This window comes from uncultured Paraglaciecola sp. (genome assembly GCF_913020055.1).
In the GTDB taxonomy this organism is placed as follows: Bacteria; Pseudomonadota; Gammaproteobacteria; order Enterobacterales; family Alteromonadaceae; genus Paraglaciecola.
Genome location: NZ_CAJWCF010000111.1, coordinates 1 through 14,770 on the forward strand (window position 1 = coordinate 1; position 14,770 = coordinate 14,770).

16 protein-coding genes are annotated in these 14,770 nt (G+C 40.2%); 2 read left to right on the forward strand and 14 right to left on the reverse strand.

Features of this window, described 5'->3' with window-relative positions; genetic code table 11:
- Positions 1-360: 360 nt before the first annotated feature.
- The 10 genes from QZ488_RS18550 to QZ488_RS18595 all read right to left on the reverse strand — a co-directional run bounded on the left by QZ488_RS18550 (position 361) and on the right by QZ488_RS18595 (position 8,740).
- The gene (locus QZ488_RS18550) at positions 361-1,977 is read right to left on the reverse strand and encodes an endonuclease (RefSeq protein WP_293751521.1); all 1,617 of its coding nucleotides are present in this window, start codon (positions 1,975-1,977) and stop codon (positions 361-363) included.
- A gap of 211 nt (positions 1,978-2,188) precedes the next feature.
- Positions 2,189-3,013, reverse strand: coding sequence for a DMT family transporter (locus QZ488_RS18555; RefSeq protein ID WP_293751523.1), 825 nt, complete (start codon positions 3,011-3,013; stop codon positions 2,189-2,191).
- Positions 3,014-3,020: 7 nt separating this feature from the next.
- A complete protein-coding gene (gene modC, locus QZ488_RS18560) occupies positions 3,021-4,130 on the reverse strand; it encodes a molybdenum ABC transporter ATP-binding protein (protein WP_293751525.1) in 1,110 nt (369 codons plus the stop codon).
- On the reverse strand, positions 4,120-4,815 hold the full coding sequence (gene modB / locus QZ488_RS18565) for a molybdate ABC transporter permease subunit (protein ID WP_293751527.1): 696 nt from the start codon (positions 4,813-4,815) through the stop codon (positions 4,120-4,122). Before modB ends, modC begins: the two co-directional genes overlap by 11 nt.
- Positions 4,815-5,582, reverse strand: a complete 768-nt coding sequence (modA, locus tag QZ488_RS18570; protein ID WP_293751528.1) for a molybdate ABC transporter substrate-binding protein — start codon at positions 5,580-5,582, stop codon at positions 4,815-4,817. Before modA ends, modB begins: the two co-directional genes overlap by 1 nt.
- A gap of 215 nt (positions 5,583-5,797) precedes the next feature.
- Complete coding sequence (locus QZ488_RS18575; protein WP_293751530.1) at positions 5,798-6,337, reverse strand: DUF924 family protein; 540 nt, start codon at positions 6,335-6,337, stop codon at positions 5,798-5,800.
- A 53-nt stretch (positions 6,338-6,390) separates the two neighbouring features.
- Positions 6,391-6,777 (reverse strand): DUF6768 family protein, encoded by a 387-nt coding sequence (locus tag QZ488_RS18580; RefSeq protein ID WP_293751532.1) that lies wholly within the window; start codon positions 6,775-6,777, stop codon positions 6,391-6,393.
- Positions 6,774-7,343 carry an RNA polymerase sigma factor gene (locus QZ488_RS18585; RefSeq protein WP_293751534.1) on the reverse strand — a complete coding sequence of 190 codons (570 nt, stop codon included), beginning with the start codon at positions 7,341-7,343 and terminating at the stop codon, positions 6,774-6,776. Before QZ488_RS18585 ends, QZ488_RS18580 begins: the two co-directional genes overlap by 4 nt.
- A 363-nt stretch (positions 7,344-7,706) precedes the next feature.
- On the reverse strand, positions 7,707-8,213 hold the full coding sequence (locus tag QZ488_RS18590; protein ID WP_293751536.1) for a rhodanese-like domain-containing protein: 507 nt from the start codon (positions 8,211-8,213) through the stop codon (positions 7,707-7,709).
- Positions 8,214-8,269: 56 nt separating this feature from the next.
- Positions 8,270-8,740 (reverse strand): CreA family protein, encoded by a 471-nt coding sequence (locus QZ488_RS18595; RefSeq protein ID WP_293751538.1) that lies wholly within the window; start codon positions 8,738-8,740, stop codon positions 8,270-8,272.
- Between the two features lie 294 nt (positions 8,741-9,034).
- On the opposite strand from QZ488_RS18595, the gene QZ488_RS18600 reads away from it, so the two are divergent.
- Both QZ488_RS18600 and QZ488_RS18605 read left to right on the forward strand, forming a co-directional pair.
- Positions 9,035-10,324: a DEAD/DEAH box helicase gene (locus QZ488_RS18600; RefSeq protein WP_293751540.1), complete on the forward strand. Its 1,290-nt coding sequence runs from the start codon at positions 9,035-9,037 to the stop codon at positions 10,322-10,324.
- Between the two features lie 291 nt (positions 10,325-10,615).
- Positions 10,616-11,479, forward strand: a complete 864-nt coding sequence (locus QZ488_RS18605) for an alpha/beta hydrolase (RefSeq protein ID WP_293751542.1) — start codon at positions 10,616-10,618, stop codon at positions 11,477-11,479.
- 72 nt (positions 11,480-11,551) lie between these two features.
- On the opposite strand, the gene QZ488_RS18610 is transcribed toward QZ488_RS18605, so the two are convergent.
- From QZ488_RS18610 to QZ488_RS21565, 4 genes are all read right to left on the reverse strand, one after another.
- The gene (locus tag QZ488_RS18610) at positions 11,552-12,409 is read right to left on the reverse strand and encodes a transcriptional regulator (protein WP_293751544.1); all 858 of its coding nucleotides are present in this window, start codon (positions 12,407-12,409) and stop codon (positions 11,552-11,554) included.
- A 2-nt stretch (positions 12,410-12,411) separates the two neighbouring features.
- Complete coding sequence (locus QZ488_RS18615; protein ID WP_293751546.1) at positions 12,412-13,569, reverse strand: SRPBCC family protein; 1,158 nt, start codon at positions 13,567-13,569, stop codon at positions 12,412-12,414.
- Positions 13,570-13,909: 340 nt separating this feature from the next.
- A complete protein-coding gene (locus tag QZ488_RS18620; RefSeq protein ID WP_293751548.1) occupies positions 13,910-14,200 on the reverse strand; it encodes a DUF1330 domain-containing protein in 291 nt (96 codons plus the stop codon).
- A gap of 53 nt (positions 14,201-14,253) precedes the next feature.
- Positions 14,254-14,670, reverse strand: a complete 417-nt coding sequence (locus tag QZ488_RS21565) for a septation protein IspZ (RefSeq protein WP_366509065.1) — start codon at positions 14,668-14,670, stop codon at positions 14,254-14,256.
- Between the last annotated feature and the right edge of the window lie 100 nt (positions 14,671-14,770).

The window sequence follows — 14,770 nt, forward strand, 5'->3', positions numbered from 1 at the left end:
ACCTTGATGGTTAAGAAAATGCCTAAGGGTGACTTAAGCTCACCTGAGCAAGACGGCAAAACAGTATTAGTGTGGGCATCTGAAAACGGTTTAGACGCATCACCAATCGTTGCTGCGCTTAACAACAGAATTTAAGCTTCGAGCTTCGAGCTTCGAGCTTCGAGCTTCGAGCTTCGAGCTTCGAGCTTCGAGCTTCGAGCTTCGCAAAGAATTGTTCTTGAACGAACTAAACGTTCAACATGGTTGGTGAGTTATTATTTATATAACAACTCACCCTAGGAAAACGGCCTCTTTTGAGGCCGTTTTTTTATGTAAAAATAAAAGTTTCCAATTAACTTTAATTAGATAATATTTATATTGCTAGTTACCCCAGATTTCACTTACAAAACTTGGATAATCAACAAACGGGTTACGATTGCCTTGATGAGAATAAGCTGCTTCATTGCGATCTAACTCTTTTTGGCTCACTGGATCTTGGATATGCCAGTCTTTAAGCATAGCTAAAAACCAGGCTTCATAGACTTGAGCACTAGTACCATTAAGTACAGCGTCAGCATAAGTGCTGTTACTATCCCAACCATCGATGTCATTTTCATACCGTGTTGCCATATAAAAATAAGCGCGTGCAAGATCTCCCTTAAACTCATCAATTGGCTCAAATACTGTTCCTGTATACCCTAGGGCACTGCTGTTACTACCGACTTTAGAACCATTATTCGATGTATAACTGGCTGAACTGACTTCACCGTATGGATAACTGCTGCGCTTCGAATTAACGTAACCATCGGTTGCAAAAATATGATGCACATCAGTATTCATATGATCTACAGCACCACCAAACCAACTTCTAGGAAACGAATGCTCACGATTGTAACAATCACTTTCAGCAGAATAATTACCACATTGATCACTACCAGATGTATAGCTATAGCTGTCAGTTGAGCTAGGTGACTCAGAATAGATATCTAAAATACTGCCGTCATTTTCGTAATAGCTATCAAGTTCATTAGCGCTATAGAAAGTCCACAAAGCCCCATAACTCTGAGTGCTGTGGCCCTTAATAATATTATACAGTGCGGTTTTAAGTGCATAGCCATTTAAACCTTCTGCATTATTATAATAGGCACTTAAATCAGTACTTCCACCGCCACTGCCTATAGTAAAACTAGTGGATTCAGAAGCGCCAAAACTGCCGCCGGATGCCACACTATTCGCTGCAACAACAAGGTTATATGAACCTGAACCATAAGAGCAGCATATACCGTCGCCATAACTATCATTAATGGTAAATACGTAATCACTATCATCCAAACAGACATCATCAGAATAACTTGTATTGTTAGCTAAACCGGCGCCTGAATAAAGGGTATTTGCGCTACTATCAGCGATTGTCCAACTCGTTTCACTACCATAGTTATCTGTGGTTAAACTTAAATTACCTGGACTACAACCAACAGTACCACCGCCACCTGAACTTGAACCACTGTTGGGTTCAAAGTCATCTACATAAACAACTTCGCTGCCATCAAACCCTGACACATCATAAAACCGTAATCCCACGTCAATGCTAGTTGTGCTACTTGCAGTGAAACTATGCGTCACCTCCTGCCATTGACCTATGGTAGACGCTGTCGAATATCCTTGATAACCATTTACATATAGACGAGCTCGCAGATTACCTTCGGTATGATAAACCCACACACTGAAGTTATAGGTTTCACCCGAAGTAACATTTACCGACTGTCGAAAATCAGTTGATGCCTGAGAGCCTGTATTGACAGTTACGGCAGCTTCACTATTACCGCTTCTTACCACAGAGGTTGATTGACCGACATTTATTCCTGAGTCAATCGTTGTCCAATCATCTGGTGTTGCACCAGACCAGTCTTCAAACCCTCCATTACTTACATTGGCATAGGCCAATTGAGCAGATAATAAAATGGCCATTAACACACTAGTTTTTGTTGTATTCTTCATTGTTGATACTCTTATTATTTTGCATTATGGAGTCATTCCGTTGATATAACTTATGAGGACTTCGTTACGTTAGTATTATGATTGGTACTAAATACTCCACGTTCCACACACCGCTAAGCGGATAAATAGTTGACCACAAACTAGTCTAAATGGTCAAGTTTTAACCGGTAATTATTTTGGGCTCATTTTTGAAGTTGTGTAGATTAGACTTTCAGAGAAAGATAAGGCAGGTAATTCCAATAACAACTATGCTCGACGCCAACAATCGACCAGAAGCAAACTTTTCTTTCAGTACATATCCGCCAATTAAAGCAGCAAAAATAATACTGGTTTCCCTAAGTACAGCTACCGAAGAGATCGGTATTTGTGTCATGGCCCATAATGCTGCGGTATAACCTCCAATAGAGAGAACACCGGTTAACGTGCCATGTTTCCATTGCCGCATGCCATAGGAAACAAACTCAGTTCCTCTGCGGTTCAAGCTAAAAAGTAAAACACCAGTTCCCGTTACAACTTCTAACCACGCGGCATATACTAGAAACGCACCGCTCAACCTAACGCCTATTCCGCTTACTAAGGTGTAACCCGCAATACAAAAAGCAGTCGCAATAGCAAAGACGAGCGGTTTGGCAGCTAATTTTTGATTGCTCACAGCTAATGCCATTAAACCCAAACAAATGAGTAATGTGCCAATTACTTGACCAAAAGTTAAATTATCTTGAACAAAAAACACACCTGCGAATAGGACTAACAGTGGAGCAAGGCCTCGGGAAATGGGATAGACCTGGGAAAAGTCGCCTAATTTGTAGGTATTGATTAAGCAATAAAAATAAACAAAGTGAATAGCAGACGCGATCAACACATAAGGCATTATCGACATAGGTAAGCTGGGTTGCGTTGCAATTATTACCAAGCCTAATATCAACCCAATAAAACGAACAAATGTTAAAGACAACAACTTATCGTCACTGTTTTTAACCAATCCATTCCATATTGCATGAGCCAAAGCAGCCATTAATACTATTACGTATTCCATGCCTCAACTAACGCACAATGGCTGCAGATTTAATTTGAATCCAAATGTTTTGTCCCGTAACCAATCCTAATTTTTGCAACGACTTGTGAGTCAGACGAGCCAGTAAATAACTGCTTCCTACTTTTAGCCTTACCAATGTCATTGCTGGGTTTTGATCATTGATTATGTCTACTATTTCTCCTGATAACACATTAAGAATACTGCTATCAGAATGCGCTGATAATGTCAGGCTAACATCACTGGCCAACACCCGTACCCTTTGTGTGGTGTTTTGTTTATTTTCAACATTAGGCAACCAAAGTTCACCGCCTTCAAAAGCCACCCGCATTAAATGCCATTGTTCGTCTTTTTCCACTACTTTGCAGTCGAGAATAGCGCCAACTTCATTACTTACGCCTAAGGGTAAATCGGTTCTAGAAAAAAGCTCGGTAACCCCGCCTTGAGCTATAACTTTTCCTTGTTGCATAATCACTGCATGATCAGCCAAGCGCACTATTTCATCCACTGCGTGGCTTACATATAAGATAGGGATATTAAAGCTGCTCCGCAGGCGCTCTAGGTAAGGTAATATTTCATGTTTACGGGTGTTATCTAGTGAGGCTAACGGCTCATCCATCAATAATAACTTGGGTTGACTCAACAATGATCTGGCAATTGCCACTCGTTGTCTTTCACCGCCAGACAATTGCTGTGGATATTGTGACAAAATACTTTCTATACCCATCACACTAATCACTTGCTCTAATAATTCAGGCTTGGCAGTTTGATTATTACGTTTGATGGCGTAACGAAGATTTCCCATAGCAGTTAAGTGTTCAAATAAACTGGCTTCTTGGAACACATACCCAAGGCTTCGTTTATGGGTGGGGACAAACACAGAGGTGTCTTGCCAAAGCTCCCCATTAACACTCAAACAGCCAGACGTACTCTTTTCTAGACCTGCAATACAGCGTAATAAGGACGTTTTACCTGAACCTGATGCACCAAAAATTGCTGTGACACCTTGCCCAGGGATTTCAATATCAAGGTCCAAATTAAAGTGAGCTTTTGCCTGTTTTGCATAACTTAATTGAAATCGAGCCTGAATGACTTTTAAACTGCCCGTTTTAACGACCATAAGTCATACCTACCGCTTTGCGTTTGCGCTGAAAAGTATAGAGCGCCAGTAACACCAAAAATGAAAACCCTATCATGACACCCGACAAAACATGTGCTTGAGCATATTCTAATGCTTCTACATGATCATAAATTTGCACAGATACCACACGGGTTTCACTTGGGATACTGCCTCCAATCATTAAAACAATTCCAAACTCACCTACAGTATGCGCAAAGCCTAGAATAGTGGCAGTCATAAAGCCCGGTTTAGCTAGCGGTAACACCACTGTAAAAAAACGATCTATCGGGCCTGCACCAAGCGTTGCGGCAGCTTCAATAGGCCGGTTACCAATAGCTTCAATTGCATTTTGAATAGGTTGTACAACAAAGGGCAAAGAATAAACCATCGACGCCACCACTAATCCCCAAAAGGTAAAAGGCAAAGTTCCTAACCCAAGTGCCTGGGTGAACTGTCCTATGGCCCCATTTGGTCCCATCGCCAATAGCAAATAGAAACCTAGGACAGTAGGCGGAAGCACTAGTGGTAATGCCACTATCGCGCTTATAGGGCCTTTAAACCAAGATTGGGTTCTGGCTAACCACCACGCTAACGGAGTCGCCATAATGAGTAATAAAATCGTGACAGTAGTTGCAAGGCGCAATGTCAGCAAGATAGTCGCTATATCAGCATCTGACAGGCTCATCACTCCTGGCCCCCGTTTAACGTTATATATCCATATTCAGCGATAATAGTCTGCGCCTTTTCAGTATGAATAAAATCTAAGAATGTTATGGCCCCTTGGCTTTGTGCAGCCCGCTTGAGTAACACAACATCTTGCTTTATGGGTTGATGCATATTGTCAGGCACTAACCAATAAAACCCTTCAATCATATTTTTCCTGCCTAACAGTTGCGACAAAGCGACAAAACCTAAGTCTGCGTTACCTGAATGAACAAACTGATAAGTTTGCGCAATATTCTCCCCTCTCACCCACCTAGCTTGAGTGTCATCGAATAAGCCTAAATGACTAAGTACTTGTAATGTAGCAGCACCATAAGGTGCTAGTTTTGGATTGGCGATCGCCAGCTTATTAAACACGCCATCTTTCAATTTTATTTCTATTTTGTTCGCAAAGTCAGGGCGCACAGTCCACACCACTAGGCGGCCAATGGCATAAGTAAATCGGCTTCCAGCAACCACTAGTCCTTCTTGTTGTAAAACCTCTGGCTTAGCCTGATCAGCAGAAAAAAATAATTCATAAGGTGCGCCCTGTTTGATTTGGGCATAAAATTTTCCTGATGAACCAAAAGACAAGGCTATTTGATAGTCATAATTTTTCTCAAATTCTGTTACCAAACTTTGCATGGTTTTACTGAAATTTGCCGCCACTGCTACTTGTATAGGCTTAGCCTCAAGACTTAAGGGGAAAGCAGATAACAGAATAAAACCAAGCCACTTTTTTATTTTCATACTATCGGACTCAATAACTGATAAACGCTAGATAACTGATTTTTATCACTTTATCACATGGTCATTTTTAGTGAGCACTTTTACGTTACTTAAGTTGGGTCAAAAAATGTTCAACTGACGCAATATACCCATTCTTATATTCACCAGTAGCACCACCTAACCGAGCATAAATTATCTTTAACAACCAACAGCTCACCAAGTTGCCCAGTTCATTCTCAAAATGAAGAGTTGGCTTGGGTTAAAAATCTGAGTTTAGCCGGTGTTGAAACACGCCCCAAAATAGCGTTTCTATGGGGGTAACGGCCGAACTCTTGAATAATATCTCGATGTTTTAGTTCAAAATCCAAAGAATTTTGAGCACCATTTTGTGTATATAGTTGCACTGCTACATCATGAATAACTAATGACTCACTGTGCATAAACGGCATGTACAAAAAGCTTCGTTGATTTTGATTGAGTTTAGCATCTGCACCTACCGAAATAGCTTCCTGAGCCAATGCTAACGCTATTGGATCAGTAGCAAAAGACAAAGCAGTATCACGATACATATTACGAGAAAATTGATCCAAAACGATAATCTCAGCTAAACGCCCCTCTGGCGTTTTACGCCATTCAAACAACTCACAATTACTAGCAGCTTGATGAAGCTCTTTAAATCGCTTGCTGATCATCTGATCAAACTGACTATCCTTAGTCCACCATTTTGAAGGGTCAATTTCTTCAAACCAAAATATGAGTATATCGTTGCTATCCACTATATGTCTCCAGGACTCATCTTTACCTTTACAGGGCTTTACAGCAAAACCAATTACTTTTGATAACTCTCCGCTAACAAAGAAACTTGCAGTTCAACCCGTTTAATTTCGCGTATGACAGACAAACGATTTAGCTCCATAAAAAACCAAATACGAGAAATCGCAAAAGCCACAACTGCTGATAACGTGCCAGCTAGCCAGTTTAATTTCAAACCGAGATCCATCTCATTGACTAAATGGTATGCACAATAAATGGCCAGACCAGCAAATACCATTTGTATGGTTACAATCACTACAAAAGTTAAACGAAACGTACCTTTAAAACTTTGACCTATTAATTGTAATGAATTCGCTTGTTCTTCTGAAAACTCATGTGCGGCGGGGTCATCTTTTAATGCTTCAAGTATTTTTTGATTTAGATTTTTCATATTGTTTTTCATAAGATTTCTCCACTTTGACTATTTTGTAGATTCATTTGTATTTGTTTTCTTGCTTGATGTAATCGCGACTTAACCGTTCCTATAGGGATAACCAGCAAGTCACTTATCTCAAGCATGCTAAAACCTTCTAGATAATGTAAATGTACTAGTTGATAAAGCTGAGGTGGCAAACCACTCAACATTTTCTCAAACTGCAAATCGTCTGCCTCACCACCCAAAGTTTGTTGCTCAGTATCATTTATTTCCTGGAATTGAATATATTCATAACATAACTTGTCTTGCCTTTGTTTTTGTCGAATGATGTCAACACTCTTATATTGCAAAATTTGGTAAATCCATTTAGCAAAAGAGCCCGGATCTTTTATTTTACGGATAGTTTTAGCGACAACTTCAAAGGTATTTTGTACTGCGTCTTGGGCTTTTTGTTGGTCACCCAACTGCCGATAGGCATAACCCAACAATTTGGGATACCACATTTTCATCAGCTGCTGCAAAGCATCAGCATCACCGAGTTGGCAATTTACTACCAACCATTCTGTTAAAATGTGTTCACTATTTCTTTTCATAAGTAATACCCATACTACCTCAAAATGACGGATTCAGCGGGAGTTTAAAGCGATTTGGACAAAGCGGTTATTTGCAGGCTTAGTCATCTAAGTCAAAAATATCCAACGCAGTATAAATCGCTTTAAAACCCGCCCTAAAGGGAACGACTGGGGCACTCCACTTCTTCGTTACGCCAATTCAGAAGGTGGTCAACATTCAGTCATTGACGCGCCTTGAATTGAAGCACCCCAGTTGTTCTGAAACGCGCATTTTGAGGTGGTATGGGTATAAGGTCGTAACAATGTTGAATTGGGTTCAAAAAAATTGCATTGATTGGATTGAGCGCTCAATAAGCAAATAAAAATTTAATTTAAATAGGCAGGTTATTTTGCTTGAGGACTAAACACATGAGGCTCTAATAACTGAGCCCATTTTTTGTTATAACCATGCACAGTTTTTGTAGGTAACTGATTTTTATCCAAAAGTATTCTTTCTTCATTTGCCCAGGCAAAGATCCCTCCATATAGATTCAAAACAGTTTTAAATCCATTTGATTTGAGTTTTTCTGCAATACGTTCACTACGAACACCAATTGAGCAATACACCACTATTGTTTTATCTTTGTTAATATTGCCTACGGATTTCAAAGAGAAATCATCATAGCCAACCCATTGAGCCGCAGGTAAATGACTGAGTTCATATTCAGCTTTCTCACGGGCATCTAACAATACAATATCAACATCTTTGCTCAGTTGAGTTTCTAATTCAGCAGTATGTATTAAAGGAATGGAACCTTTGAGCATATCATCAACTGCGTTAGTTAAATTATTTGCCAGCACTGTAAACCCCATCATGTATAAAGCCATTAGAATCAAAAATTGTAAGCGCATTTTTGTGTACTCTGTAATCTATAAAACCAATAAATGAGATTCATGTAGTGCCATATCTACAAGTCAGAAACTTTGGACTTGTCGTAGGCTGCAGTGCCCCACAAAGGAACAGTCGATAGGCTATGCTTAAAACTGCCTGATGTCTCTTTGGTTGAATATGACACATACATCAATGTCTGACTTTGCGCGTCATAAACACGACGAATCTTCATACTTTTAAAAAAGATACTTTTTGATTTTTTGAACACCACTTCACCTGATTTTGATTTATCTATCGCCGCTATCATCGCAGCGGTAATTTCACCGGTTTGTCGGCAAGCTATTGAACTATCAGAAGGGTCAGACAAGCTGAGGTCAGCTTCAATACTAGCAACATGGCAGGTCACACCTTTGACAATAGGATCAACCAAGGTATTTAATTTAATATCCTGCGTGGTGAACGCCCCCAATGAAATATCACCCACTTCATTCTTGTCACATGCGACCAAAAATAACAACAAGCCCAAACATACACTTAAATTTTTCATCGATTTATCCTATTAATGGCGTTTTAGCGGAATATTAATATTTATTTTCGCTATTTTTGAACTTTTCATCCTAATTTGACGACTTACTATTGGCAGCCTAGTGAACTGCCAACTCCCTGGGCCGTTTAGCATGAATATCATGCTAGCGGCTTTTTACTCTCAGTCAAAGCCTTCAAATGGCTTACCAGTGACAAAAGAACACACAAACGCTTATAAAAACCACAAACAGTCTCACTTTATTGGTTAAAATGCTGTATATTCCGCCCTCGTTTTTTGCCCTTGCTCAGGATCAGTATGAAATTTTCAAATTTAGGTTTAGCCAACGAAATCCAAAAGGCCCTCGAAGTCTGTGGTTATACTGAAATGACCCCTGTGCAAGAACAAGCTATTGTCCCTGCTCGCAGAGGCAAAGACTTATTGGTTAATGCCCAAACAGGTACGGGTAAAACCTCAGCCTTCGCATTGCCTATCTTGCAGCAAATGTTAGACAAGCCGAAAGATACAGTATCTGGCAGCCCACGGGCATTAATTTTAACCCCAACCAGAGAGTTAGCAGAACAACTCGCTAATACTATTGGTGCCTATGCACAATTTTTACCATTAAAGGTAACCGCCCTGTATGGCGGCGTTAAAATGGGTGGGCAGGCAAGCAAACTTAAAGGTGGTGTTGATATTCTGATTTCAACACCAGGGCGTTTAATCGAACATTTAGAACTGAGCAACGTCAATTTGGCCAATGCTGAGTTTGTGGTACTTGACGAAGCAGACCGTATGTTAGATATGGGTTTTGTGGCTGATGTACAAAACATATTGAAGTTCACCGCTAAAAAACGCCAAACATTGTTATTTTCAGCGACTTCCTCACCCGCAGTGAATGAATTATCCCATAAACTATTGAACAATCATCAGGTGCTAAGAGTTACCAAAATTAATGCCACCGCTGAGACAGTTTCACATGTTATGTATCCTGTGGAAGAGTCGCGCAAAATTGATTTATTCAAAGCCTTGTTGAAAGAACAAAACTGGTTTCAAGTTTTGGTATTTACCAGTACTAAACAACAAGCGGATGAACTCATGGCTGCATTAAAACGCAGCAAAATTGACGCAGCAGTGTGCCATGCAGATAAGAGCCAAGGTGCTCGCCGCCGAGCCATTGCCGATTTTAAGTCAGCTAAACTACAGGTATTGATAGCAACAGAAGTCGCCGCCCGTGGATTAGATATCCAAGGTTTAGATTATGTAGTCAACTACAACCTACCTTATTTACCTGAAGACTATGTACATCGTATTGGTCGCACAGGCCGTGCTGGAAAAGAAGGTTACGCCATTTCATTCGTCAGCCGCGAAGAAGAAAATACCGTGGCTCGCATCGAAAAACTGATTGGTAGTAAAATTAAACGTATCGTTAAAGCAGGATTCGAAGTCAGCAATCGCATTAGCTTATTAAAAAGTGTGGCAAAAAACACCCGAAATAGTCGCAGTAATAAAGCCAGCGAAACAAAAATAAGTCACGACAAGTCATCCCCTTACCAAGCTAAAAAATCAAAAGCGCGAGCATCAAAGCCAAATAAAGGTAAACGATAATATATTAGCTTAAGCTAGAATCTCGCAGCTTTACTAAGTAAAGCTGCGTATGTGTTATTTGTAACTGACGGATTACTTTAAATACTGTTCCTTTTTCATTCAGAACAGTCCCAACAATTGACTAAGCCTTAGGGGTCAATAAGTACCGTTTCAAACCTTCCACAACAGCATCGAACTTCCAGCTTATAGTATTCCTCAGAAGCAGTGTGATAATGCTTCGCAGTATATTAAACGCCTTATCAAATCGAATTTGTTATCCTGCAATATCTCGCATAAATAATGGAAGTCAGAATGCATTACCATCTTATTTTAAGTAGCCTTCTGTTGGTTATTTGTTTTAGTACTCAGGCCAAGCTTGAACTGACACAAATTAAAGCTTATCCAAAGTACTCCGCTGAAGTAACAGTTCTATCCCATGGTAAACGATTACCGGCTATTTTTTACGGCGCACAAGGCAAAGGGCCACACCCAACCATTATTTTGTTGCATGGTTACCCAGGAAATGAGAAAAATCTAGATGTTGCACAACACATGCGAGATACCGGCTGGAACGTTGTTTTTTTCCATTATCGAGGCGCGTGGGGAGCCGAAGGGAACTTTTCATTTTCAGGCTCTGAACAAGATGTAACTGCGGTAACCACGTTTTTACAACAACCCGAAAATGCACAGAAATTCAAAATAAACACGGATCAAATTTCCTACATTGGTCACAGCATGGGTGGACACATGGCTGTTGCTGGCATTGTAGAAAATCCTGAAGTCAGATGCGCTGTTGTATACGACGGAGCAAATATTGGCGTGACATTTAAAAACGCAGACGAAAAAGTTCGAAACCTTTGGGCAGCATATGCAGATTCTTTGTTTATGTTGCAAGGCTGGTCATCAGAAGTTGCAACTGAGGAACTATCCAATAAAGGTAAACAATTAGATTTACTGCCCAGAGCGCATAAAATTGCCGACCGCCCCATTCTATTTATTCCCGCGGACAGTGACGTCATTCCAATTAGTGAGATTGATGCCTTAGTGACAGAAATGCGAAAAGTAAAAGGCAATCGAGTGCATTACACATTAATCAAAGACGACCATAGTTTTAACAATAGTCGCTTACAACTTATTGACGTTACAAAGAGGTTCTTAAATACCAACTGCCGTTAGCAATGAGAGATGTCTCATTATGACTGACTCTGAAAATGCCTCTCCTAACCTATCAATACAGCCACGATGCGCTCAGGATTGGTTAACAAATTCATGCCAAATAGGATGACAAATTCTATCGTATTCAATCATAGTCGTTAGCAATGTTTGCCTTGCCGATGTGTTCACCATTTCTTCGGGTAATAAGGGGTCTTGGTTAATTTGGCGAATTACGTACTCTCCAATCAAAAAGGACTCTCTGGTCGCTTTTTTGACAGCAAACTGACGAAGTCTCTGAGCACTTTTTTCCAGTAATAAAACCAGTAATTCATAAGTCTTGTTCAACTCTTTAGGCGCCCATAAAGACTTAGGCTGTGTACTCAGAGCATGATTAAAATGATCTACTTTCATTAGAATGGAATTTTTTTCGAGACCAATCTGTAGGAGTCTAGAAAAGGTGGTATCTGCTGTTTCCTTCAGGTTATCTGGTCGACACCAAAGGTTTTTCTCGAGTGGTTTAAATCCAGTTAATCTAAAAGCACGCTCACGCTCGCGGATACTTTGTTTACAGGTGCGCCCTAAATGCGCGGTATAAACAGTTAACCAGCCACCTTCCCACTTTGTCACTCGATCCTGTGAATAGCGCCATGTTGCTGCGAGTTGATTAATCGATTTGTCAGTTGCGCCAATGGTGTAATGCCCACGTTGTTGAGCGACTAAATACCCTTGTTTAACTAAGCGCCCTGCAGCAACCCGGATCGTTGCGGGTTCATGTTCAAATAACCCACCCCATGCGATCAATTGTTTAATCGACAGGTGATTTAGATTGGGTTGGCTAAACAGCGAAAGTAATAATCGATTTGACGACGGATAGTTAGATAATATTTTAGTATGGTAATAACTATCTAATGATTTATCCATAAAAGAGGTTGAGACATCAGAGCACATCATTTTTACTCACACAAAGGGTTATCTAGTCGGCCAACTTCTTTAGCAAGATGGGTATGCAAACGCACGATGGCTGACTCAAACAAACCAAACTCTAAAAATGTATTTGCCCCACTTGCCAACCCTCGTTGCGCTGACAATACTATATTCAGGTCTTCAATCGCCCCTTTGGCCGCAAATTTTTGCCCTTCAAAAACAGCCTTAAGCTGTTCAGTCTCTTTCTCGTCAATATCACTAACAAGATAAGTGTGTTGCCTAGTCGTTGATTCATCAATTGGCTCAAGAATAACCACCTGCATACACCCCGGAAAAGTTGAAATCACCACATTGGGAAACAAATGATACACATACGTCAGCCGAGCATTTACGCAGATATCAGTCTGTTTTTTATGCCTTAATCCTTCAATAGATTGATAGGGAAATGCCACGCGACTATTTTCTCCGAAAGCTTCGACTAAGGTAAGGTTGTCGTATTGCACCGGAAAAAAGGTGTTTTTGTGTGTCTGCCGAATATGGTAACCCTCGAGAGAACTTTCGAGATGCAATTTCCAATTTGCTTCTACAATCTGGCTACTCGAATTCAACAAACGGTAACCATCAGGTATCAGTTTTGGCACAGACAAAACATCCTGCTCTATATTCGCTTGAGGGTTTTGGTTAACAAATACTAAGCCATTACTCTCACAACACGCCACTGCAACCAGTCCGCGTGTCGCCTTATCAACATCAGGAAACCCATGCTCGTGAGGAATACTTTTTAGACTGCCATCAAGGCTATAAGCCCAGCCATGATAGGGGCAAACTAACGCGCGGGCGCACCCGGTGCCTTGAGCAACTTGCACTCCTCGATGCCGGCAAGCATTTCTAAAAGCACGCACCTTGCCATCTAATCCACGTACCGTAATCAAAGGGATACCAGCCACATCACGGGCAATGTAATCACCAGATTTGGTCAGCGCGCTCGAAGGACAAAAAACGATAGTTCGGTTTTGCAGTATTTTGAGCTCGGCATCTAGTCGTTTTTTCGAACGGTAGTTATCAACGGGCTCCTTCCACGTTTGTTCGCCCTTATCTGTAGTGGCATTGTCTATGTGAACAAAAATCCTCTGCACTACTTCAGTATCGCTCAATAGTTGATTTTGCACATTCGTAATCACTGCCATTGTCATCTCACAAGTAGATTAGCTAAACCATTTAATATTTATAACACATTTTTCCACATTTTAGTAAGTTTAGTTATAAAATTAAACGTAAAACTTACTTCAAACTTATTTGTAATGATACTTTGAGGGAAAATCGGGTGGTGGCAAAGCACTGTGTAAACACTCTTTTAGAGCCTTAAAGAACGTCAACATCTAATTAATCAGACAATTTATTTGTGGGCTTGCTCAGATTCAGTGTAATGCTCAGGCGCAAAGATCATGAATACGTAGGTCCTAGGGAGTATCGTTTTTCGCAGTAAGTTTAATTGTTTTTTAGCTTTTAAAAACACCTCCCGTAAAACTAGCCTTCTTGATAGCTGATTAAATCAACCTTAGCCCCTTGATCGCGTAAAGGCACTATCGCTTGGTATGCGGGAGATGAAAACCAACTGTTTAACGCCTTAACATTTGGAAAACGAATAACAACATTGTCGGTATGTTGATACTCACCAGCAAGAACCTTTAGTGTATTTCCACGTAAAAGTATTTCGCCCCCCCAAGGAATGAGTGTAGCTGGTACCTTGCTTTTATATTCTAACCAAATGGCATTATCTACAATCGTAATGTTACCAATAACATATGCAGCCTTCATTATTCTTCTTGAGTATTCTGGACTTGGGTGACTTTTTAAAGATGGGTGCCTTGTTATGTTTTTACGCGCCTTGTAATAAACCATGCGCCAAACAGTGGAAGAAACACTAGACAGAGCGGTTGCCCGAATAGTTTATAAAGCCCCCATACTTCCGCTTTAGTTATTTGGTTAACAATATAGCCAATTACCGCTAACACTATAAAAAGAGAGATGGTCATAAAGTTAAACCAACACCAAGCCTTATTAGTTAGATGTAATCTACTACCTAAAAATACGTAAGGTAATCCTTTGTTTTGAAAAAGTGTTATTGAAATAAAAAGTACCACAATAATACTCCAATAAATTGTAGGTAGTAAGCCAGAATTATTGACTACATTTAATAAGCTCAGCTGCTCACTCAGAAATGCGACGAGGACTAATGTTAAAGAAATTGAAAGTAGATATCGCCAATACATTCCCCACAAATTCATTTTCTCCTATTCAGTCAAACGAAAATTTTCTTTAGACACCCAAGATAATAAAGTACCCAATAACAGCAGAATCAACAAGCTCAAACTGATGTAGGTATTC

Coding starts and splice junctions, on each gene's coding strand:
- QZ488_RS18550 (WP_293751521.1), bottom strand. CDS start 1,977: ATGAAGAATACAACAAAAACTAGTGTGTTAATGGCCATTTTATTATCT.
- QZ488_RS18555 (WP_293751523.1), bottom strand. CDS start 3,013: ATGGAATACGTAATAGTATTAATGGCTGCTTTGGCTCATGCAATATGG.
- modC (WP_293751525.1), bottom strand. CDS start 4,130: ATGGTCGTTAAAACGGGCAGTTTAAAAGTCATTCAGGCTCGATTTCAA.
- modB (WP_293751527.1), bottom strand. CDS start 4,815: ATGAGCCTGTCAGATGCTGATATAGCGACTATCTTGCTGACATTGCGC.
- modA (WP_293751528.1), bottom strand. CDS start 5,582: ATGAAAATAAAAAAGTGGCTTGGTTTTATTCTGTTATCTGCTTTCCCC.
- QZ488_RS18580 (WP_293751532.1), bottom strand. CDS start 6,777: ATGAAAAACAATATGAAAAATCTAAATCAAAAAATACTTGAAGCATTA.
- QZ488_RS18585 (WP_293751534.1), bottom strand. CDS start 7,343: ATGAAAAGAAATAGTGAACACATTTTAACAGAATGGTTGGTAGTAAAT.
- QZ488_RS18590 (WP_293751536.1), bottom strand. CDS start 8,213: ATGCGCTTACAATTTTTGATTCTAATGGCTTTATACATGATGGGGTTT.
- QZ488_RS18595 (WP_293751538.1), bottom strand. CDS start 8,740: ATGAAAAATTTAAGTGTATGTTTGGGCTTGTTGTTATTTTTGGTCGCA.
- QZ488_RS18600 (WP_293751540.1), top strand. CDS start 9,035: ATGAAATTTTCAAATTTAGGTTTAGCCAACGAAATCCAAAAGGCCCTC.
- QZ488_RS18605 (WP_293751542.1), top strand. CDS start 10,616: ATGCATTACCATCTTATTTTAAGTAGCCTTCTGTTGGTTATTTGTTTT.
- QZ488_RS18610 (WP_293751544.1), bottom strand. CDS start 12,409: ATGATGTGCTCTGATGTCTCAACCTCTTTTATGGATAAATCATTAGAT.
- QZ488_RS18615 (WP_293751546.1), bottom strand. CDS start 13,569: ATGGCAGTGATTACGAATGTGCAAAATCAACTATTGAGCGATACTGAA.
- QZ488_RS18620 (WP_293751548.1), bottom strand. CDS start 14,200: ATGAAGGCTGCATATGTTATTGGTAACATTACGATTGTAGATAATGCC.
- QZ488_RS21565 (WP_366509065.1), bottom strand. CDS start 14,670: ATGAATTTGTGGGGAATGTATTGGCGATATCTACTTTCAATTTCTTTA.